This is a genomic window from Chitinophaga deserti (assembly GCF_003149455.1).
Classification (GTDB): domain Bacteria; phylum Bacteroidota; class Bacteroidia; order Chitinophagales; family Chitinophagaceae; genus Chitinophaga; species Chitinophaga deserti.
In genome coordinates this window covers 38,874-60,968 of the sequence record NZ_QFFK01000009.1, presented here as the reverse complement: position 1 = coordinate 60,968, position 22,095 = coordinate 38,874, and the positions used below count along the sequence as shown (strand labels likewise).

General features: G+C 52.1%; 17 protein-coding genes. 4 read left to right on the top strand and 13 right to left on the bottom strand.

What is annotated here, in order from left to right; genetic code table 11:
- Nucleotides 1-11: 11 nt before the first annotated feature.
- Nucleotides 12-515, top strand: a complete 504-nt coding sequence (locus DEV76_RS20030) for a hypothetical protein (RefSeq protein ID WP_109699719.1) — start codon at nucleotides 12-14, stop codon at nucleotides 513-515.
- A 503-nt stretch (nucleotides 516-1,018) separates the two neighbouring features.
- On the opposite strand, the gene DEV76_RS20025 is transcribed toward DEV76_RS20030, so the two are convergent.
- The 6 genes from DEV76_RS20025 to DEV76_RS20000 form a co-directional block, all read right to left on the bottom strand.
- Nucleotides 1,019-1,354, bottom strand: a complete 336-nt coding sequence (locus tag DEV76_RS20025; protein ID WP_109699718.1) for an L-rhamnose mutarotase — start codon at nucleotides 1,352-1,354, stop codon at nucleotides 1,019-1,021.
- 8 nt (nucleotides 1,355-1,362) lie between these two features.
- Nucleotides 1,363-2,385, bottom strand: a complete 1,023-nt coding sequence (locus DEV76_RS20020) for an aldo/keto reductase (RefSeq protein ID WP_109699717.1) — start codon at nucleotides 2,383-2,385, stop codon at nucleotides 1,363-1,365.
- Nucleotides 2,386-2,413: 28 nt separating this feature from the next.
- On the bottom strand, nucleotides 2,414-3,427 hold the full coding sequence (locus DEV76_RS20015) for a zinc-binding alcohol dehydrogenase family protein (protein WP_109699716.1): 1,014 nt from the start codon (nucleotides 3,425-3,427) through the stop codon (nucleotides 2,414-2,416).
- Nucleotides 3,427-4,917, bottom strand: a complete 1,491-nt coding sequence (locus DEV76_RS20010; RefSeq protein WP_109699715.1) for a RagB/SusD family nutrient uptake outer membrane protein — start codon at nucleotides 4,915-4,917, stop codon at nucleotides 3,427-3,429. Before DEV76_RS20010 ends, DEV76_RS20015 begins: the two co-directional genes overlap by 1 nt.
- A 25-nt stretch (nucleotides 4,918-4,942) precedes the next feature.
- Nucleotides 4,943-8,005 (bottom strand): SusC/RagA family TonB-linked outer membrane protein, encoded by a 3,063-nt coding sequence (locus DEV76_RS20005; RefSeq protein WP_109699714.1) that lies wholly within the window; start codon nucleotides 8,003-8,005, stop codon nucleotides 4,943-4,945.
- Nucleotides 8,006-8,190: 185 nt separating this feature from the next.
- On the bottom strand, nucleotides 8,191-9,825 hold the full coding sequence (locus tag DEV76_RS20000; RefSeq protein ID WP_109699713.1) for an alpha-L-fucosidase: 1,635 nt from the start codon (nucleotides 9,823-9,825) through the stop codon (nucleotides 8,191-8,193).
- 176 nt (nucleotides 9,826-10,001) lie between these two features.
- Here DEV76_RS20000 and DEV76_RS19995 point away from each other — a divergent pair, with 176 nt between their 5' ends.
- Together DEV76_RS19995 and bla are read left to right on the top strand one after the other, a co-directional pair.
- The gene (locus DEV76_RS19995) at nucleotides 10,002-10,910 is read left to right on the top strand and encodes a helix-turn-helix domain-containing protein (RefSeq protein ID WP_109699893.1); all 909 of its coding nucleotides are present in this window, start codon (nucleotides 10,002-10,004) and stop codon (nucleotides 10,908-10,910) included.
- Nucleotides 10,911-10,962: 52 nt separating this feature from the next.
- The gene (bla, locus tag DEV76_RS19990; RefSeq protein ID WP_109699712.1) at nucleotides 10,963-11,889 is read left to right on the top strand and encodes a class A beta-lactamase, subclass A2; all 927 of its coding nucleotides are present in this window, start codon (nucleotides 10,963-10,965) and stop codon (nucleotides 11,887-11,889) included.
- 336 nt (nucleotides 11,890-12,225) lie between these two features.
- On the opposite strand, the gene DEV76_RS19985 is transcribed toward bla, so the two are convergent.
- From DEV76_RS19985 to DEV76_RS19955, 7 genes are all read right to left on the bottom strand, one after another.
- Complete coding sequence (locus tag DEV76_RS19985) at nucleotides 12,226-13,425, bottom strand: DUF1501 domain-containing protein (protein WP_109699711.1); 1,200 nt, start codon at nucleotides 13,423-13,425, stop codon at nucleotides 12,226-12,228.
- A gap of 19 nt (nucleotides 13,426-13,444) precedes the next feature.
- Nucleotides 13,445-14,863 (bottom strand): DUF1800 domain-containing protein, encoded by a 1,419-nt coding sequence (locus DEV76_RS19980; protein ID WP_109699710.1) that lies wholly within the window; start codon nucleotides 14,861-14,863, stop codon nucleotides 13,445-13,447.
- Nucleotides 14,864-14,988: 125 nt separating this feature from the next.
- The gene (locus DEV76_RS19975) at nucleotides 14,989-16,065 is read right to left on the bottom strand and encodes a ThiF family adenylyltransferase (RefSeq protein WP_109699709.1); all 1,077 of its coding nucleotides are present in this window, start codon (nucleotides 16,063-16,065) and stop codon (nucleotides 14,989-14,991) included.
- 38 nt (nucleotides 16,066-16,103) lie between these two features.
- Nucleotides 16,104-17,162 carry a M48 family metallopeptidase gene (locus DEV76_RS19970; protein ID WP_109699708.1) on the bottom strand — a complete coding sequence of 353 codons (1,059 nt, stop codon included), beginning with the start codon at nucleotides 17,160-17,162 and terminating at the stop codon, nucleotides 16,104-16,106.
- 6 nt (nucleotides 17,163-17,168) lie between these two features.
- A complete protein-coding gene (locus DEV76_RS19965) occupies nucleotides 17,169-17,714 on the bottom strand; it encodes a GNAT family N-acetyltransferase (RefSeq protein WP_157963007.1) in 546 nt (181 codons plus the stop codon).
- 82 nt (nucleotides 17,715-17,796) lie between these two features.
- Nucleotides 17,797-18,093 (bottom strand): c-type cytochrome, encoded by a 297-nt coding sequence (locus DEV76_RS19960; RefSeq protein ID WP_109699706.1) that lies wholly within the window; start codon nucleotides 18,091-18,093, stop codon nucleotides 17,797-17,799.
- 50 nt (nucleotides 18,094-18,143) lie between these two features.
- On the bottom strand, nucleotides 18,144-20,918 hold the full coding sequence (locus DEV76_RS19955) for a S8 family peptidase (RefSeq protein ID WP_109699705.1): 2,775 nt from the start codon (nucleotides 20,916-20,918) through the stop codon (nucleotides 18,144-18,146).
- A gap of 348 nt (nucleotides 20,919-21,266) precedes the next feature.
- On the opposite strand from DEV76_RS19955, the gene DEV76_RS19945 reads away from it, so the two are divergent.
- A complete protein-coding gene (locus tag DEV76_RS19945; protein WP_109699703.1) occupies nucleotides 21,267-22,091 on the top strand; it encodes a M57 family metalloprotease in 825 nt (274 codons plus the stop codon).
- The last annotated feature ends 4 nt before the right edge of the window (nucleotides 22,092-22,095 follow it).

Here is a 22,095-nt window from a genome sequence, read left to right as displayed (position 1 = left end):
AACCTTATCCTATGTACCAGTCTGCCTCCAAACTCGCGCTGTTTGCCGCCCTGCTCTTTACCGCAGCAGGTTGCAGCAGCGACAAAGATGTGCAGCCCGAGCGCCGCTTTATCTCTTTTCAGATGAACGGTAAAATAATGCTGTCTGAACAACGTAACAAGGCCGCCTACAGGCCCGGGAACCTCTCTGATACCGATCCCACCAATGATCAGGCAAACCTGCTTATTATGGGCTTTACCTATGGTAAAGATGTGATCAGCATCGAGATCACGGGTGCCGGCGAACAGCTGACTCCCGGTGTATACACCAGCGACCAGCCCGGCAATGCTTTCCTCCTGGAAAAGTTCAGCACCATTGAACTGATCAAGGCAGATGAAACTACCGGCTCCTGGAGCGTTACGATTCATCAGGTGAAAGACGGGCTGGCCATCGGGGAATTCACCGGCGTGGCAGTATCGCAGGATATGGGCACCATCCATCCCATTACAGCAGGATACTTCAAACTGAAATACTAACGCATCGCATAGCAAAAGGCCGCTTCATCATATGAGGCGGCCTTTTGCATTTGTATAATTCCTCATCCCTCCTGCCCGGTTATACCCCACCCGAACCGGGTCTTGAACATGAAGGCGATACTTCTCCAAAAGGCGCTTCCATCTGAATATCATTTGAGACAGGCAATTACGTCGTGCCCTTCCGGTTGGGCGTTACGTGAACTGCACAGCTGTAACAACGATTCAAAGGTATTACCGCCCGGTTATTTCAAAAAGTCAAAGGGGCTAAATGTTCCGTTTTGGGTCAGTTTGGGTCGTTTGTTCCGTTATAAAAAACATGCTGAGTGCTTGCTGAGTGCTTGATTTATGCATGCTGAGTGCTTGCTGAGTGCTTGATAAGTGCTTGTTAAGTGCATAAAATCCCGTTATTTACCCGTAGATAATATCTTCACGTTAACTAGATCTTATCTTCATTCTAACTTGTAAGTGCTTAAAACCGGTTTTGCAATTGGGCGCAGGCAAGTTTACAACTGGTAGATGCGAGACATCCCTACCCACTTCTCATCGCCCTCAGCCCAGGGCAGCGGCTGCTGAAATTTCCACATCAGCTGTTCCCATTCCTGAACTTTAGGATTGGCGGCATCGAGGGCGGCCTTGTCTTCACTCCGGAAATCGTCAGTCGTTTCCATGATCATAAACAGCCGGTTGCCGGTCCGGTAGATCTGCATATCCAATACACCGGCATCGAGGATACTTTTACGGATCTCGGGCCAGCCGTTTTCCGCTTTATGCCAGTGCTCGTATTCGGCGATCAGGGCGGGATCATTCTTCAGATCCAGCGCATAACATTGTCTTTTCATAATGATAACTATTCATAAAGAAAGGCTTCTGCAAAACCCGCGTCTATCAGGTTTTCAGTTACAAGGGCTTGCCAGAATGCCAGGGGAATGATTGCTTTTGCCATCTCCGCGTTCTTTGCTATCCGCTGCACACTGGTACTGCTGAGGGCAACGCTCTTTACTCCCGGTGCACGCCTTCCAAAGGCTGCACAGGCAGCATCCGGGCGGATGTTATGCGTTTCGCAAACACGGTACAGCTTCTCCCGCCAGCGGTAAAGCCGCGGATGGGTTTGCGGGGAAACGGGCTGGTAATTGTAGTAATCCAGTCCGGTTAAAAAACCGCCGTTGAATACGGCCGCATTGATGATGGGAATACCACGCGCATGCAGGAGGTTCATAAAATCTATGAGCCCGGCGGGGTGGCTGTGGATGGTCATACTGTTGGCGATCATCACCCAGTCCAGCTCCACGGCCATGCATATTTCCCGTATCACCGTCCAGTCTTTTGCACCGATGCCTATAGCCGTTACTTTCCCTTCCTGTTTCAGTTGCTGCAATGCAGCATAGGCGCCTGTGATATCCCGGAAGCGGCTCGCGCGTTCTGTTTGTGATTTCGCAGCGGCAAGGTATTCATCCGGATCATGGACCGATACCCAGTTGGCACGGTAGTTACCCAGCAGTTCGTTGCCCTGTTCGTAACAGGCTAGGATGCCGTCGTAACTGATCCGCTGTACGGCATCATGTTGCAGCTCTTTCCATACATCCCGTTCAAAAGTTGGTTCGGGTGTTGTGAGTGCCGTGCGGAACCAGCCCAGCTTATTACTGATGATCACATCACCGGGATGTACACCAGCCTGCTGCAGCCCTTTACCGAGCACTTCCAGCGCAAGGCCTGCACCGTATTTACCGGCAGTGTCAAAAACCAGTGGCCCGGGCGCATGCTGCGCACATGCAGCAATAATCTCCATCTTGATGCCCTCAGGCATCGCCACGTACAGATTGCCCAGGCCACTGGTACCATAGATCCATTCGGGTAGTTGTGTCTTATCCATTTTTAACAAACAATAAAAAGTAGCATCATCAGAAATTTATCATGGCTTTGATCACCCCATTGGCCGGGTTTATCCAGGAAGCAAAATGTGCTTTAACCTCATCGAAGTTTACCCGGTGGGTGATATAATTCGTAGGGTCTACGGCTCCGCTCTTCATGGCCTGCATCACATGTTCAAAATCCTGCCGGGTAGCGTTGCGGCTGCTCATAAGAGTAGATTCTCTTTTATGAAATTCTGGATGGCTCACGATGAGTTCTCCTCTTTGCAATCCTACCAGTACATAACGGCCGCCATGCGCGAGGTAGTGAAATCCTTCATTGATAGCCCGCTGGCTGCCGGTAGCATCTATCACCACTGTTGGAAAATCTCCGTTGGTAATCTGCTTCAGCGCCTCCGCCACGTTCTCTTTGGAAGCATTGACGGTGTGTGCGATGTTGAGTTTGTTCTTACAGAAATCAAGACGGCCTTCGTTGATATCTACCGCGATCACCTGTGCCCCGGCTATCCTTGCAAATTCAAGGATGCCCAGTCCTATGGGCCCTGCTCCTATTACCGCCACAAACTCTCCGGGTTGAACATTGGCCCGCCGCACGCCATGGGCACCAATTGCAAGGGGCTCCACTAGCGCCAGCGCATCAAATGAAAGTCCGTTGCCGTGCAGTAACGAAGCAGATGGCACCTGCAGGTATTCCACCATTCCGCCATCCGTATGCACACCGCATACCGCGATGTTTGTACAGCAATTGGGCTTACCGGTACGGCAGGCAATGCATTGCCCGCAGTTGAAATAAGGGATGCATGTTACGGCCTCACCGGCTTCAAATTCCGGCGCACCATCCGCTTCCACCAGTTCTCCGGACAACTCGTGCCCCAGCACCCGGGGATAACTGAAAAACGGTTGCGTACCTTCAAATGCATGGAGGTCTGTTCCGCAGATGCCTATCCGCCGTATGCGGATAATTGCATGGCCTTTCTTCAGTTCCGGTTTCGGGGACTCACCATAGCTCAACTGGCCGGGAGTCGTACATGTCAGTGTTTTCATCAATAATCCGGGTTTTGTTTCAATGCCGGCGTATTCCTGTCAATTTCAGTTTGTGGAATGGGCCAGTATTGATATTTGTCTTCGTATTTCAGTTTAATGTTCGGCGCAAGGGGGTTGGATACAAATCCATTTAATTTCTGCGTGGCTATGCCCCAGCGGCGAAGGTCGAAATAACGCAGGCCTTCCAGTGCAAATTCCACTCTTCTTTCATGACGGATCTTTTCCCGCATCTGATCTTTCGACAGGCCTGCAGGCAGCTCTGGCATATTCACTCCTGTTCTCGCACGCACTTCGTTGATCTGCTTATAAACAGATGCATCTGCACCCACCGCTTCGTTCTGCGCTTCTGCATACATGAGCTTGATATCGGCAAAACGCATCAGCACAAAATCGTTATCCACCAGTGTTCCCGTGGTAGGGTCTTCCAGTCCGGGAGGGAGCCATTTCCGGGGTGTATAATACCCTTGTATCCAACCATCCATACCCGGTGTGGCTACAGACAGATCTCCCGTAAAAGGCCAGCCCTGCGCCTTGGTATCGCCGGGGAAGAACCAGGTCATCGTTTTACGGGGGTCATTCACCTCGTATTCATTGATGAGGTCCTGTGTGCCCATATACCCTTTCCAGCGGTGCATAGGCGCTACCAATGGCACATCCTGATGTGTGATATTGGGAAGGAGATATTTCACGGAAAACATGATCTCCTTACTGCTGTTCTGGGCAGGCTTGTAAAAGTTAGCCAAATAGTTATCGTTCAGGAAAAATTTGTTGTCGTCGATGATCTGCTTTGCCAGCGCGGCTGCTTCTGCATACTTCTTCTCGAACAGCAATACCCTTACTTTATATCCCTGCGCCGTACCTTTCACCGCATGGCCGGTAGTATACCCCACATCGGGCAGCCCTGCAATGGCAATATCGAGATCTTCCCTGATAAAAGCGAGCACCTCTTCGCGGGTAGATTTCCCCATTATGCTCGTATAATCTACCGTATAGGGATCAGCCTTCACGATCGGCACATTTCCATAAAGCTGTGCCAGCCAGAAATAGTTAAAGGCACGCAGGAAGTAAGCTTCCGCTTTGTAACGCTTCAGCTTATCACCGCTGATCACTTTGTCTACATTGGCGAGGAAGTGGTTGGCTGCAGCAATGGCTTTGTAATTGTTCGTATAATAGCTTTCCACATAAGCTTTCGTATTAGGCGTAAGCCCCGAACTCCCGGCGCTTCTGCCTCCGCCGTAATCGTGCTGGCTGTACGCATCATCCGTATAAGTATCCCATGCAAATACATAGTACTGTGAGCACGACCAGTTGCCGCCCGGCATATACAGGAAATTGTAAAGCCCTGTCAGTGCGAAATCCGCATCCCCTTCCGATTTCCAGAAAATGGTTCTGGGAAGCTTGTCTGTAGGCGACACATTCAGATCTTTGCAGGCGGCCAGCATAAACAGGCACCCCGCTGCGATATATAGACTGCTGATAATCTTTCTCATGATAAATAATTTAATAAACCTGTAATCAGAATTGTACGGACGCGCCGAAGGTGAATGTCCGGATCTGCGGATACGTCACATACAAGCCATCTCCTCCCCTTTCCGGATCAAGCCCCGGATAATCGCTGATGGTAAATACATTGTCTGCAGCAAAGTACACCCGCATCGATTTCATGGCCGCCTTACTGGTAAGCCGCGCAGGCAGCGTATACCCCAGTTGCAGGTTCTTCATCCGAAGGAACGATGCATCTTTCAGGAAGTAAGTGGAAGGATAGCCCTGCACCGGTGCATAGCCGTCGGCCATATAGATCTTAGGCATCTTGTTGGTGGGATTGGTGGGCGTCCAGCGGTTGCGCCAGTCAGTGGTTGGCATCGATCCCTGGCGGAAAGGTTCAGCACCCCAGCCATTCACATATATCTTCTGCCCCTGCGAACCATACAGCATGGCGCTGAGGTCGAAGTTCTTCCAGTTGAGCCCGAGGTTGAGGGTATACTGGAATGATGGGTATTTACCCTGCACATACGTACGGTCTGCATCCGTGATCTTACCATCTCCGTTCACGTCTTTGATCTTGAGATCACCCGGACTGGGCGTAATAGGCTGTTTGGGAGACTTGTCGATTTCATCCTGACTCTGGAAAATGCCATCCCAGATATACAGGTAGTATTCGTCCAGCGGCTTACCTTCTTCACGGATCAGGTTGCCGTTGATCTCACGCTTACCATATTTCTCCAGTGTGTTTTTATATGCCTGGAAGTTGGCACCGGCAAAGAAGCTGAGGTCTCTGGTGATGTTGCCTCTGTACTGCACACCGAGTTCCACACCTTTGTTGCGTACGGAGCCATTGTTGATGAATGGTGCTTCCATACCCAGCCAGAGCGGGATTTGTGCCTGCCGGAGGATGTCGAATGTATTTTTGTTGAACCAGTCGAAAGTAACCGACAGTTTATTGTTGAAAGCCGTAAGGTCGGCACCGATATCAAGTACCTGCGTGGTTTCCCAGGTAAGAGTAGGCTCTACGATCATGCCTGAGCTGTATCCGGGCTGCACCTTGCCGTCGAAGGCATAATCCCTGATGGATAGTGTTGCCTGATATGGATAGATACCGATATTCTGGTTACCCAGTTTACCCCAGGAGCCGCGCAGCTTCAGATCGTTTATCCAGCTAACATCTTTCAGGAACAATTCTTTAGAGATGCGCCATCCTGCGGAGAAGGAGTAGAACAGCCCCCAGCGGGTATCTTCCGGAAGGCGCGAAGTGCCATCGTACCGCACGCTGGAACCAAAGAGATATTTATCCTGATAATCGTAATTGAGATTACCGTAGAAAGAGCGGATAGCCCATTCTGTAGAAGTACCGCTGTTGGTCATGCCCGGCTTAGGGCCGGCATCCAGCTCCTTCAGATAGTTGGTGGTGTACTGCAGCCTGGAACCCGCGAGGTTGCTGGCTTTATTGTACTCCTGCTGGTAACCTGCCAGGGCAGACACCGAATGTTCGTTAAACGACCGTTTGAAATTCAGCTGGCTGTAATAAACGCCATAAGCATTATCCGACCTCCTGGCATCGAACCCCGGGTTACCCACATCCAGCGGACCGGCAGAGCTCATATCGTTGTAGTAAAACATAGGTACCACGGGGCGGAAATCACTGAACTTAAATGCATCGAAGTTACCACCGGCCCTGTTTTCCCAGGTGAGGCCGTTGAGCACTTCCACATCCAGCGAAATGTTGCCCTGTACATAGAAATCCTCGCTGCGGGCACGTACGTTCTCCCCTACAATGGCAGGAATATTCTTGTTACCCGACTCATTGGAATAAGCTCTTTTAATCCAGCGCCCGTCAGGAGACCGGGGAGGGTACAGTGGTGATTGCGCTAAGGTGGAGAGGAAGCTGTCGTCCGCTCCCTGCCTCGGGTTCAGCTTGTTGCCGTAATTCAGCTGGATGTTGGTACCCAGCGTTACGCGCTTGTTTACTTTAGATGACAACCCCAGGTTCACGGTGTACTTCTTGTACTCGAACCCGATCATCGTTCCCGGCTGATCGGTATACCCGATGCCCAGGTTGTAAGTGGTATTTTCTTTACCGCCGGTAAGACTGAGGTAATGGTTCTTGGTATATGCCGTCACAAACAGATCGCCGAGCCAGTCGTGGTTGGGATACTTCACACGGTCGGTTGCGTTGTCATACAGATCTATCTGTGCCTGTGTGTAAATAGGCTGCCTGCCGGAGTTGGCAGATGCTTCATTGGAAAGCCGCATGTACTCGGCAGAGTTGGTCACAACATCGGGTAAGCTGGTAGGGTTGGAAATACCGAGGTTAAACGTGTAGTTGAGGGAGAAGCCACCGTTTTTTCCTCTTTTGGTTTTGATAACGATTACACCGTTAGCACCGCGGGAGCCGTAAATAGCTGCGGAAGCCGCATCTTTCAGGAGGCTTACGGATTCAATGTCGTTAGGGTTCAGTGCCGCGAGGCTTCCGGGCAAACCGTCTACGATCACCAACGGGTCGTTACCCGCACCGCTGAATGTGCTTACACCACGGATGCGGAGGCTCACATTTTCGGCGCCGGGCTCTCCTGAGCCCTGCACCACCTGTAAGCCGGGGAGCTGCCCCTGCAGCAGCGTGGTGGGGTTGGTAGCGATGCGCTTATTCAGCTCCTCACCGGAAACGGTAACCACCGCACTGGTAAGCTTCCGCTTCGACTGGGTACCATATCCCACCACCACAATCTGGTTCAGCTGCTGGTCGGCAGTCTGTAATGCAATGGACAGGGATGATTGTCCGCCGATTTGCACCTCCTGGCTGGCGAAGCCGATGGCGCTAACGAGCAGCGTGCCATTGGAAGGTGCATTAATGCTGAACTCTCCTTTAGCATTGGTTTGTGTACCAACAGCCGTGCCTTTCAGCTGAAGGGTAACACCGCTCACAGCAGTGTCTGCAGATGTTACGCGCCCACGCACCGTTTGCTGTGCAGATACGTGGAGCGACGCAAGAATGAAGAAAGACATTACGGCGAATGGGAACCGCAATCTCTTTACATACATGGTAATGCCGGGAGGGATCATCCTCAGCAGGTAATTTTTCATAACGTACGATTTAAATGAATTGAAATAAGAAATGAGCGGAATCTTCTCTCTGGAAGTATATCCGGAACCTCCGTGGAATATGAATTATCGATTTTGATTGCATGTTCTCATGTAATGGCATGTGTTTCCCCTGCCGGTCCGTAACCTCCGGCGTACTGTTGTAAATATCCGACCTGTAGTAATTTTTAAACGATGGCGCCTTCTATTCTCAATACAAAGGCTTCTTTACCCGGCGCCCGGTCTGGCAGCTGCACCTGCAACCCCTCCGGAGTCTGGCTGAAAGTGAGTGCATCACCATGCCCCAGCAGGCGTACTTCGGAGATACTTCCTTTATTAACCAGACTTTTGATCACCGTCTTATTCCCTTCCGGCCATCCCAGCAGGATGGCATAAAGTGTATGTTGCTTTTTGGTAAACCGGATATCTTCCGCGGTGAAGGCTTTCCCTTTCCCTTCATTGAAATTGGCAGCGCCGAGGGAAGCGGCTGCTTCAATGGCCGGTCCTTCCCCAAAAGTGCTCCATGGCCGGGTGCCATAGATGGCTTCCCCGTTCAGCCGCATCCATGCACCAATACCTTCCACGATTGCGCGCTCCTTCTCATCAATGGTACCATCGCCACGCACCGGTACGCTCAGCATAAGGTTTCCGTTTTTGCTCACCACATCGCACAGGGTATGGATCACGGTTTTGGCGGATTTATAGCGGTCGTTGTCGTACACCCGGCGGTCGTAGTGCCAGCTGCCGATGCAGGTATCGGTTTGCCAGGGCAGCGGTTCAATGGCATTGCTCTGGCCACGCTCAATATCCCAAACCATGCATTTCCGCTGTTGTTCGTTCAGTCCTTTAGCCGTCAGCACCGCTTGCAGCTTCCCGTGCTTTTTGATGCTGCGGTTGTAGAGGTGGGCGGCAATCCGCAGGCCCACATCACTAACGGGCCATAACGGCAACACAGAATCATCGAAATACACGAGTTCAGGATCGTAGTTATCGATCAGCGCGAGGGTGCGCTTGTAGAATTTCTCTGCATAGGCTTTAGAAGGAATAGCCGCCCCATCGGCCCAGTCCCACTTCTTCAGATGATCGCCTCCCAGTGCGCTCAGCGGATGGTTCTGGGCATACAGCTCCTGGGGGTCAAGCCCTTCCCACCACTGGCCCTTCCCGTCTGCCGCAGTAAGCTTCCCATCGTAGGGCACGCCTGCCAGCGGACCGGCCTTATCAGCTTTCTGAGCGGCTTCAAACCACGTCCATGCATGAGAGGCATGCACGCTCACGCCAAACGGCATCCCGTTTGCTTTCGCGGCTTTAGCCCATCCGCCTATTATATCCTTACGGGGCCCCACCCGTGTAGAGTTCCAGCTTTGGTATTTATTGGGATAGAGGTCAAGATTATCGTGATGGTTAGCCATGGCTACAAAGAATTTTGCGCCGGCGTTTTTGTATAAAGACAGCAGTGCGCCGGGGTTCCAGTTCTCTGCCTTCCACAGGTTAATTACATCCTTGAACCCGAACTTAGAAGGGTGACCATACTTTTCGCAGTGGTATTTGTAAGCGGCGCTGCCTTCGTGATACATGCTCTGGCCGTACCAGTCTCCCAGTTCAGGCTGGCATTGCGGCCCCCAGTGGGCCCAGAGACCAAACTTGGCATCGCGGTACCATTCAGGCACCTCATATTGCGCGAGGGAATCCCAGCCGGGTTGAAACTTATCGGCCATTCCGTATGCCAGCATACCCGAAAACGGCGTGCTGCGGCCGAATACGCCAGACAGGAATAATGAGGGTACAGCGGTTAAAGCTCCTTTTACCAGGGTCCTTCTTTTCATATCAGTTCATTACGTGAATAGTTGCCAGGAACAACGATATCCAAACCTACTACGAATACCACTGCAAAAACTTGCCTTAAATTGACTTTTTTTTGTACAAATCCGACTTTTCGGTCAATATAGCTTTTGTAATACTCAGCGGGTTACGGTACTTTGGTAACTATACTTTCACTGTTATGATCAAAAGGAAATTCCAGCATACGTTTACACTGATGAATGTGGACCGGGTAGCGCTCGACTCGCGGTGGAATTACCAGCACGTCATCAGTCCGTATAACCGGATTTACTACATAGGCGGTGGAGAAGGATCGCTGTCGGGTGCAGGGGGAAGTGTGCAGCTGGAGCCGGGTTTCCTTTACATCATCCCCAGCTTCACCTTATGCAACATGCGCTGCGACACGCACCTGGATCAGTATTTCGTTCAGTTCTTCGAGGATTCTACAGATGGTATTTCCCTCTTCGCACAATACCGCACCATCAGTAAGGTAGCCGCCACGGAAACCGACCGCCTGCTGTTTAACCGCCTGCTGGAAATCAACCCCGGCCGCGGTATCAACCGGTCGGATAATCCTAAAGTCTATGAAAAGGATGTGTTTTATAAGGAATACCAGGAACTGAATAACCTGCAGAACATTTCCGTGTCTATGGAAACGCAGGGCATACTATGGCAACTGACGGCAAAGTTCCTCAGTCCGAATGTGCTGGACAGCCACGGGGCAAAGATGATACCGCTCAAACTGGCGGAAACGCTGGATTATATTGAGCTGAATATGCATGCAGAGCTTACCGTGAATTTTCTTGCATCAAGGATCAACCAGCATCCCGATTATTTTTCCCGGCAATTCAAGGCATATACCGGAACGCGGCCGCAGACGCACATCCTCGGTAAGCGGATAGAGCGCGCCCAATACCTGATGGCTACTACGCGTATGACTTATGTGGAAATAGCCTCCCGCCTCGGCTTCAGTGACCTGTCTCATTTCTCGAAGGCATTCAAAAAAACTACCGGAATGGCACCCCGCGACTACCGGAAGCAGATGTACCTGGTAGGCTTTCATGAGCATGTTAAAAACCCGCCGGAATGATGGCGGGCATCCGCAAATGGATTAAATTGCCGGTCTAAATCCTCTTCATTTCATGCGACCCATTATAGTACCCGCCGCCGTGATACTGTTTTTTTGTGCCTGCCAGAGCACTTCCCGCCCGCCGGTTGCCGACAGCCTTACAGCAGCCTCACAGGAAAAAATCGATACTTTCTGGCAAAATATAGCCACTATAGCTACAGAAGCAGGCGGCACCGTAGGTGTGGCCATCCGTAACCTCCATACGGGCGATACCCTTACGCTGAACGATACTGCCCGCCTCCCTATGCAAAGCGCTTATAAATTCCCCATTGCCATGGCCGTATTGAAGCAGGTGGATGAAGGGAAGCTGCGCCTCGATCAAACCATTCCCGTAACCACTGCCGATCTGTTCAAAACCTACAGCCCCCTGCAGGATAGCTTCCCTAAGGGAACAAACACCCAAACAGTGGCAGACCTTATCAGGCTCATGGTTGCACAAAGCGATAACATCGCCTGCGATGTACTGCTCAAAACCATCGGCGGCACCAAAGTAGCCAACGATTTTATACACAGCCTCGGCGTTCAGAACATATCCATCGCCGCTACGGAAGAAGAAATGCACAGTGGATGGGATGTTCAGTTCACCAACTGGTGTAATGTTTCTGCCTACACCCAACTGCTCGATATTCTGCAGAAAGGAACCGCGCTGTCTAAATCCAGCAACGACTTCCTCATGCAAACCATGCTCGGCACCACCACAGGCCCCAAACGCCTGCCGGGGCTCCTGCCTCCCGGAACCCCTGTTGCGCATAAAACAGGCACCTCCGGCTCGAAAGACGGTATGTATTCCGCCACCAACGATGCCGGTATTATCACCCTCCCCAACGGGCAGCCGCTTGCTGTAGTGGTATTCGTTACCCGGAGCACCGCCAGCGAAGCAGTGCGCGAGGGAGTGATTGCCAAAATCGCCAAAGCAGCCTACGACTATTACGGCAAATAAACTTACACGGATGCTGGTATGTTGCAATGTGATCATGCTCCGAAAGTAGCCCGGCAGGCAGGCTCCGGCAAACGGAATGACCGTTTTGGCCGCTATTGACCGTTTGGGCCATTTAAACTTATGGTGATTCCTTCATCTTAACTGCCTCGTTACTACCGCCAGACTGCCTTGCCACTGCCTTTAGACTGCCATTACACTAAGGGTAGACTGCCTCTACACTGCCTTCCACTGCCTTTAGACCACTTTGGAGACCAGTTAAAAGCCGCATCGTCAAAATAACAAAGAGGCCATCTCATGCAATTGAGATGGCCTCTTTTCGTAAACCTATTTCTGTTATCAGATGAAATTGAGGTGTTCGTAAGATTGCTGGAGGATGGCCCGGTCGTCGGCACCCAGCCATTTTTTGAGCAGGGTAGCGTACACGCTTTTGAAATCTACCTTGTACTGAAGGTCGCCGTCTTTGAGATCGGTAAGGTTCGGCCCTTCATTCAGTACGCCCTTCTCTTTCAGTCCGCCGCCAATCAGGAACATGTTATTGGCAGTACCATGATCTGTACCACCGCTGGCGTTCTGTGCCACACGGCGGCCAAATTCACTGAAGGTCATCACCAGCACATCATCGAACCGGTGGTTCTTTTTCAGATCGCTTACAAAAGGATCCAGCGCCTCGCTCAGCTGTGAGAACAAACGCTGCTGCTGGTTCTGCTGGCCCACGTGCGTATCAAAACTGCCGTGCGATACATAGTATACGCTGGTATTGATATCCGTCATAATCAGCTCGGCAATTGTTTTCATGTTCTTGCCCAGTTCCGTATTCGGATAATTCTCTTTGCTTTTGTAAGTTTTGAACTGCTGCTGGATGTAGCCTGCAGACGAGATGGTTTCCGCCATGGTTTTGTAGAGGTAATCCACATTATGGTGCTCATCGTCGTGCTGCTGCTTAGCCAGCAGGTCGCGGAAGTAGCGGTCGTTACTGGCGCCGTATAACCGTTGCGGGTCAGTAAGAGCAAGCCCCTTCACTTCGTTGCCTTTCATGGCAAGGCTCAGCGTATCATCGATTTCAAGGGCCTGCGTAGGTTTATCACAGCCTTTGCATTGCGCATCGAGGTAGCGGCCCAGCCATCCCGTTCCCCAGTAATCTTTGGAATCGCTGGCGCTTTGCCAGATATCCATACTGCGGAAGTGGGAACGGTCGGGGTTAGGATAGCCCACGTTGTTGAGCACGCCCAGCGCACCATCGTCGTAAAAGCTTTTGAAAGATTTAAGTGCAGGGTGGATGCCCAGCTCATCGTTGAGCGCAAGCGCCTCATCCCGTTTAATGCCCAATTGCGGGCGCAGTTTATAGTAAATATCGTTGCGGTAAGGGATCACGGTATTCAGGCCGTCGTTGCCGCCGGAGAGCTGCACCACCACCAGTACTTTATTGCCCGGGGGCACAAACTTCCCCTGCTCCATGGCTTTGAGGAATTTAGGGAGCATCAGGCTGGCTGATGCCAGGGAGCCCACCTGTAAAAACCGCCGTCTGTGTATTAGCATGTTTCGATGGATTTCAGTGTTAACACATTTGGTATTCCGGCGTGCTCATCACGTCGATGGTTACCGTTTTAATGTAATTGTCGCGCGTGGAAGCATCGGAATATTTTTCCAGCAGCTGCCGGTCTATCCCTTTGCTGCGCACCAGCAGCGATTGTGCGATGGACTCTGCCAGCTCTTCCCGCTTCACATCCTTATACCCGTCTACATACGGCTGCCAGTCTACATCTGCATTTACTTTCCGGGCGTATTGCTTCTTCAGCAATTCGTTTACCTGCATCGTCATTTTATAGTTCTGCCCCTCTCCCATTTCCGGTGTAATCTCTTTCGGGCGGATGTTGAATTCCTGCGAATAGAGGATGATCTGCGGTACACGGAGGCGGAACATAAGGCTGGAACTATCGATCCAGTTCTTCCCTCCCGGCCATCCGGCCACGTTGGGCGGATAGAAGAGCGTTTGCCCCAGTACGCGCTGAAATACCAGCATGGCTTCTTCCTGTTCAAAGCGCATGGGCACAGCGCGGCGCAGCCCTACGATCAGCTCTACCGGCGATTTAATCCTGCTGCCCACGATTTTATCTTCATAGAACCAGTCGGCCATAAAGATATGCTCCATGAGTGCGCGGAGGTCGTACCCGCTTTGGTAGAACTTTTCTGCCAGCGCAGCTTCATGCGCTTCGTTCCCATCTTCATGAACGAAGTAGCGGTATATTTTGCCGGTGATGAATTTTGCGGTCTGTTTTTGTTCGAGGAGGATGGCGATCACATCATCGCCTGTGAAGTTGCCCGATTTACCGAGCAGGGTTTTCATGCCTTCATCGTGCTGGTTTTTCCTGAACCTGAACTGCCCCACTTCATCATACCCCCATCCTGTGAAAGCCCTTGCGGCTTCTTTCACATCGCGCTCGGAATAGTTGCCGCGGCCGAGGGTAAAGAGTTCCATTACTTCGCGGGCGAAGTTTTCGTTGGGGCGTTGCTTACGGTTCTGCTGGTTATTGAGGAAGCCCAGCATGGCGGGCGATTTGGATACTTCACTGAGCAGTGTGCCGAAGTTGCCGAGGCCATGTTTACGGGTGATCTCTAACAACTGCTGGTTGAAGAGTACATTCTGCGTGCGGCAGGCGAAATGCCCGTGCCAGAACAGCGCCATCTTCTCCTGCAGGGGATGATCGCTGTTGATCATGGCATGCGTCCATAGCACATTGAGGTCTTTGATGCCGTCTGTATTCAGTTTCTGCACCATTTTACGCTCTTCTGCGCCCATATTGCGCTGGCGCTGATAATCGGGGAGATCGGTTTCATCCATCACGCGGATGGGGGCCGGGGCTGCCGTTGGGCCTAGGATTACCTTCCGCACCACATCCTTTCTCCTCTTCTTCATCCAGGACCTTATTTCGGGAAGGCCTTCACCGAAGCCGGCCCTCCAGCCCAGGTGTTGCATTTGTGTCTGTAACGGAACAACTGGCATAAGTGGAAATAATTTAGGGTAAGACGGGTGCAGGGTGCCCAAAGTTTAACCGGGCGTGCACCACCGGCCTAAAAAAGGGCAAATACCGTTCCACAAGGTTAATATACGGCCATGGTAGTATCAATTTCCCGCGCCCAGGCGTGAATACCGCCCGATACATTGTATACATCCGGGAAGCCGGCCTGCAACAGCAGCTCGGCAGTGGCGCGGCTCCGCATACCATGATGGCAGATCATGGCTACGGGGGTATCACGTGCAAGTGTGGAGAGGGATGCCGCCACACGCCGCATGGGAATATGCACAGCGCCTTCAATATGGCAGTAATCCCATTCATCTTTCTCCCGCACATCAATCAACTGAAAATCACGGCCTTCATCCAGCCACTCCTTCAGTTCCTGTACGGTTAACAGCTGCATGGTTCGGGCATCGCACACGGAATTACCGTAACTGTCCTGCAAGGCTGAAATATCATGATTGCCGGGTTGCGCATGGAAGGAGAATACCTGGTGTGTATTATCGAGCAATTGCACCGTAAGCAGCTGGTTGGCCAGCGGCTCACCAATGCCGGTGAGTACTTTAACGGCTTCTGAAGCCTGGTAGCAGCCAATGATGCCGGGCAGTACACCCAGTACGCCCACATCATTACAATCAGGCGCATCGCCCGGCTCGGGGAACAGGCAACGGTAAGTACCGCTGCCATTATAGTTCAGCACGCTCACCTGCCCTTCGTACCGGAAAATAGACCCGTAAATGAATGGTTTGGAGAGTATGACGCAGGCATCGTTAATGAGATATCGGGTGCCGAAGTTATCGGAACAATCTACCACCAGATCGTACGGGGCAATGATGTCGAGGGCATTGGCCGTGCTGAGATAGTAGGGATGGGGAACAAAAACGGTATCGGGATTCAGGGCTTCCAGCCGTGCAATGGCGGCCTGTATCTTGGGCTTACCCTCATCGGCAGTGGTATAGATCACCTGACGCTGCAGGTTGGTAACGGATACGGTATCTTCTTCCGCTATACCTATCTTCCCTACCCCCATGGCGGTGAGGTATTGTAATACCGGAACACCGAGGCCGCCGGCGCCTATTACCAGCACAGCGGCATTACGCAGCATCTCCTGCTTTTCGATGCCGAATCCTTCCAGTCTGATCTGTCGGTCGTAGCGGTTCATTTTCCCTCCGTTTTGCTTGTTTAAATTTCGTGTTTTTTTTACTTCAAACCAGCCCTGATCTGTTCCCAGGCAGATTTTAATGTTGCCGGAAATGACGGAGCCGGTGATATCAGCTTTTCCTGCACATATTCCGACCGGCGTCCCAGATCGGGATGAGAGCTCAGCCATTCCGACGGCGCCCCGCCGCCCGATTCGCCCAGGGTATTGAAGAGCAATACATATCCGTTGCCGGGAATACCTTTTTCCTGCAGCATACGCAGCCCGTTCATATCCGCTTCCTTCTCCAGGCTGCGGGAGTACTCCAGGTGCTTCAGCGAACTGGCGTTTTCCACCAATACGGCACCGATGCCCGTTACATCCCCGAACACCAGGCTCACCATGGTAAATGTTCCCAGGCTTTGCATCAGGGAGCGGGTGGTATGGCGCAGGTTGATGTGTGAGCTTTCATGCGCCAGCAATGCCGCCAGCTCTTCGGGCTGCTTCATGCGCTTCAGTAACCCGCTGAACACCACAATGTGCCCGCCGGGTACGGCAAAGGCATTCGTCTGGTCATAATCCACCACCGTGATGGTGATGGGGTAGGGAGACGACAGGCCCATCTGTTTGTAAAATGCATTCACCTGCTCCGTTTGCTTCGGGAGGATCTTGTATTCTTTAATCAGTGATTTGTAAGCTTCTTCCCCCATGGATACTTCATACTCCACCGGCAAAGCATTAGCCGCCTTGCCCGCCATCCAGGGCACTATCCAGAAGAACGCCGCGAGGATGAGGCCGATGATAATAACGCCTGTGGTAATGAAAGTAACCCATGCCGTGGGGAACACGCGGCGCTTCTTTTGCAGCTGCACATCCGCCAGTGTGGCAAACTCACCGCTGGGAACAATCAGTGTCTGCAATGGGAGACCTGCATGATGCAATACACATCCGCCTGGGCGCTCTTCGCCTTTTACGATATTCTCCCAATACCATAATACCACACGCGGGTTGCCATGGGCATCTTTCAGGTGGATCTCTATTCTTTTGTTGGTGACGGTTACATCTGCGCCCTCAATATGGTCTGGCGTTTCATAGGAGTAATAACCCTGAAAAGTTTTCATCGGTTGCTATATGGGTTTTATTCGTTTGGACATAACCACCAGGTCCACCATAGTGCCATCGGGCTGGATGACGCCATTGGGGATGCGGCCATGCTCGGTAAAATTAAAATTACGGTATAACTGAATGGCTCTTTCGTTGTTGGCCAGTACTTCGAAATGGATGATGGCAATACGCGGGTGCGCTTCGGCCCACCTGATGGCTGATGTAAGCAGGCGCCGCCCGATGCCCATGTTCCAGTATTTATGCAATACTGCGATGCCCAGCAGCGCCATATGATGCTGCTTGCGGGTACGGCCCTGGTGCAGGCTCACCATTCCGGCCACTTCCCCTTCCACATCCGCCACGAGGAACATATTGTTAGGGTTACCGGAATACGACCGTATAAAGGCTTCTTCCTTTGCCAGATCCATCTTCAGCGCCTCTTCGTGGGTATACAACAGGAAATCGGTTTCCCGGGTCACCTCCTGAAAGGTGCTGAGGCATGCCTGTGCATCCGTCACCTGTGGCGGGCGGATAACAAGAGGTTTACCATTGGGAAGGAAGTGTCGCATGGAACAAATATACAGTCTTCCGGCTTCGGGGCATAAAAAAAGCGGCCTTTCAGCCGCCTGTACATTGCATACTTCGTTGTTGTTAAGACGCTTTGGCATGTTTGGTCACAAACGCTACCACGGCGGATTTCTGATCGTCGGTCAGCTTCGCTTTACGGGCCATCCTGTCCATGATACCGGGCCATTTCTCAACAGTTTTGGTTTCAGGGAGCCTGTAGTTGTGGCATTTAGCGCACTTCTGTTTGAAAAGGGCTTTACCGTCCGATTCTTCATACTTCGCAAAAGCCGCGTCTACCTTTGCCGTATCGTTGGGGTTGAGACCTTTGGAACATCCCCACAATACAATGGCGATGAGTGATAACTGGATGAGTGTTTTCATAATTTGCATTTTTGACCTGTAACAAATTAAGTGATTTTTTCTATTATGCGTTACTGCACTTTCACAAAGCGCGTATGATATAGCTTCCTTCCGTTTTCGTATACCCCTATCCAGTAGATGCCTGCCGGCAGCCCATGCAGTGATATTTCCTGCAGCAGTGCCTCCTGTTGCAACACCCTGCATATCCGTCCCTGCATATCCGTTATCACGATCCGCTGCCCGCGCAGTGCTTTCGACATCAGCATTATTTTCCCGGATGCAGGATTAGGAAATACAATGAATCCGGATGCTCCCGTCACCTGAACAGGTACAGCATCAGACACAATAATCCGGCCATTCTGCAATTCCAGTTCCGCATGATAATACACAATCCCCTCCGGAGGTTGTGCATCTGTGGCTGTATAGTTCAGACTGTTGGAAGGCGCAGCACTTCCCAGTACAGCCCCCTGCCTGATCCAGCGTATGGCCGCCACGCCCACAGCAGTTCCCAGTTCCAGTTGCAGCTTTACCTCCCCGGTTGCTTCCAGGTCGGCCGTAAAGTTGCGGATATAACACCCCGGAACGCCTGCCGATACCAGGTGCCCCTCACTCCGGGGGCCTTCTGCATCCGCCACGGCACTTACAGCAATAATGCCCGAAGGCACCGCCGAAGGCCTGAAAGCGAAAAACGTATCCCTCGTTTCGGCAAACAGCACATATCCATCGCCGTTAAGCCGGTATACCCTGTACATGGCTGCCCCCGTTGCGGGGCGCCACCATACCAGCGCACTGTCTTCACAGATAAACCCTGTAGCCGGTTTCACCCGCGGCGCCAGCCGGAACAGCGGACCGTCAAACACCTTACCCCCCGCTTCCATCCGTAACTGGGCCATACCGAAAGCCTGAGGGGCTACCCATGCTCCTTTTTCTTCCGCCACTTCTGTTACGTCGGCTACCGGCTGCCAGTTGCCTGTACCCGGACGATAATATATTTTCCCCGGTCCGGTAATAGTGGTACTCCAGCGGAGCGTATGCTCCGTACCGGCATCCAGGGTTTCTGATACAGCGGGGTTATCCCACCCGAAAGCATCTGCCGCTGCAAGCTGCCAGGCAATGGCAAAGCGCTGTGCCCCCATTACCCGGCGCCCTGTTGCATGCACGGTATAATCCCCGGCAGCAGGGAGTCGCAGTACCACCTGCTCCGTGTTGTTAAGACTGTCGCGGCCGGGAAGGGCGTGGCGTACGAGGCTGTCGCGGTGAGGGAATGCGGATAAAGTAAGCGGGTCATACCGCCTCCCGGCGGCATCTGTTACCCAAAGGTCCAGGTCGTTCACCAATGCCACAGCACTATTGGCAGCCGCGGGCAAATCGGTGTAACGCAAAGTAATTTTAAGGGAATGTGTATTGGGTGGTACGGTAATCCCGAAAGTAAAGCTGCCTCCCTGCTGTACGGCGTTCATCACATACCTCCGTTCCATGATCGTTTTCACGGCTTCCCAGGCATTTACAGCTCCAAACCCTGAAGTAAAATCAGGCCCCGGAGCGCCCACATCCGCAGCGGAATTGATAAGTACGGCGGCAGTTAACGCTGCGGGCAATGCCTGCCCGGTTTGTAAACGGTATTGTTCTCTCACCAGCAACCCTATCCCGGAAAGCAATGCTGCCGCGTCGGAAGTACCGCCCGGCCCGTATACAACCAGTTCAGGTTTGATGCGCCCGTCGTAACAGGGGCCGCGGCTGCTAAGTGGTGCTACATGGAATGATCCGTCTGTAGCGCCTGCCACCAGCACGTTCTTCGCCTGTTTAAAAGTGCCGCTGAGGTTGGCAAATGCAGCTATGCCGGAGTAGATACCTTCTCCCGGGGCATTGGTACCGATATTACCGGACGAAAATACATGCAGGAAAGTATCCGTTTCAAACTGCTGTTCATCATATGCTGCAGCCTCCAGGCCGTAATAGTTTTCAATGCCGGTTCCATAGGAATGGTTTTGCGCCTGCAATCCATATGTGGTAAACGAGGCAGCGGCATCCGGCAGCAGGCGGGTAAAGTCGGAGGAAGCAATGCGGGCCTGTGGTGCTGCCCCGGTACCCAGGGGCCCGCTGTTCCCGTTTCCTGCAATGAGGGTTGCCATCAGCGTGGCATGAGCATCCACCCGGTCTGGCGCAGTGGCGGTGGGAATATAGCGGGGCCGGAGGTCTAAATCAGTAGTATCATACAGCGATTCTTTCAGGGAAATACGCATGCCGCTTCCCCGCAGACCGGGCAAATTAGCATGAAGCGTACTCACACGGTTCACACGAAGGTCCGAATTGGCAACCGTGGCCTCTGTGCGCGGCAGGCGGCTAACATCTGCAGCCTGCAATTGCGGAGCGGTGGCAAACTGCGGCCAGTCTTTCTTCGCGAGGCGAACCTCATATACATTGGTTGACGGATGCGCCAAAACGGTGAAGGGGCCTGCTGCGGAAGTGTTGGCGAATATGGTTAGACTGTCTGCCGGATGGAGCGATTCCAGTTTATCCAGCAGCTTCGGGGATGCCTTCCAGTTATTATTCGCCCGCCATACAGTAACCGTAGTATCTGCCGGTATTTTGCGGACGATGTGGAACTGAGGGGAAGGGGATTTTAAGACACCAAGCTCCGATAATACCCTGCTTCCCGGATAGTTAGGGAACCTTACAAGATAGATATCTTCCACCGCAGTGCCCTGCCGGCTGGCGGCAGTTAATACATTCCCTGCTGCATACCTGCACACCATGGCACTATCCTGCCCCTGTACCGCGAAATACGGTATGGTGGCCAGTATGGTAAGCAGTGTTATGAAATGGATTGCATAACGGGAGGACATATATCTAAGCTATAATTTTTTTTCTGCGTGAAAAAAAATACCTATTATTGGATACGAAAAGCCCAGATCAAGATCGAAGAGCATAACCATTTACACGTAACACTGTCACCGAATCTACGAGCACTAACAACTTCCATTTAAGTACATCGTCCACCAATTGCATCTGAACCTGTAAAGTAAATTTGTATAGAGAGCATCCGTAACAGCATATTCTGAACATGCCTGCATTGGCCTGTGTGCCTGCAATTGCATTGTTGATAGCCCGTAAAGGGAATCCGGTATTCCGGACAGGCCCTTGTTTGCTCCATTTAACGTTAAACATTCTTAATTTCCAAAATCTAAACTTCCATGAGAAAAAACACCATTGCTGCCCTGCTACTGGGCGCCACATTAGTTTTCGTTGTTTATTCCTGTAAGAAAGATGCTGTGGTAAAGCAAAGAGACACAGATGCCGCCGTTTCGCAAGACGTGCTGGCTAAAATCAAAGCCCTGGGCTTTTCGACCACAGGCGCAAGAACCGTTGAAGGCGGATGGCTGGTGGAAGGCGACATCATGCTCACGCAGGAGAACCTCGATGAAGCCGCTACTTCCGCCAATTTACGCATCGCGGAAACGGAGCAGTACCGAACCAACAACCTTGTAAAAAGCCTGCCCCGCCAGATCACTATTAAAGTAATGGATCTGGGCGCCGCATTTGTTTCCGGTACCGATCTGGCCATTGCACGCTACAATGCACAGAACCTGCAGCTCACCTTCCGCAGGATCACCAGCGGCAAGGCAGACATCACTATCAAAGGCTTCTACCAGGGCCCCAGCGGCGGGTTCATCACCCTCGGCTCTGCCGGCTTCCCCACCCGGAACGGCAACCCCTACGGCACCATTTCCATGAACACGCATGAGCTGGCTTATGGCGCTAACCCCAATGTAGATTATGTAGGCTCCGTTATCCAGCACGAAATGGGCCACTGCATCGGCTTCCGCCATACCGATTACATGAACCGTGCTTTCAGCTGCGGAACAGGCGGTAACGAAGGCGCTTCCAACATTGGCGCTGTTCATATCCCCGGCACACCTACCGGCCCCGACAATGCATCCTGGATGCTGGCATGCTCCAATGGCGGCAACCGCACCTTCAATGCCAACGACATCGTTGCCCTCAATTATCTTTACTAATACC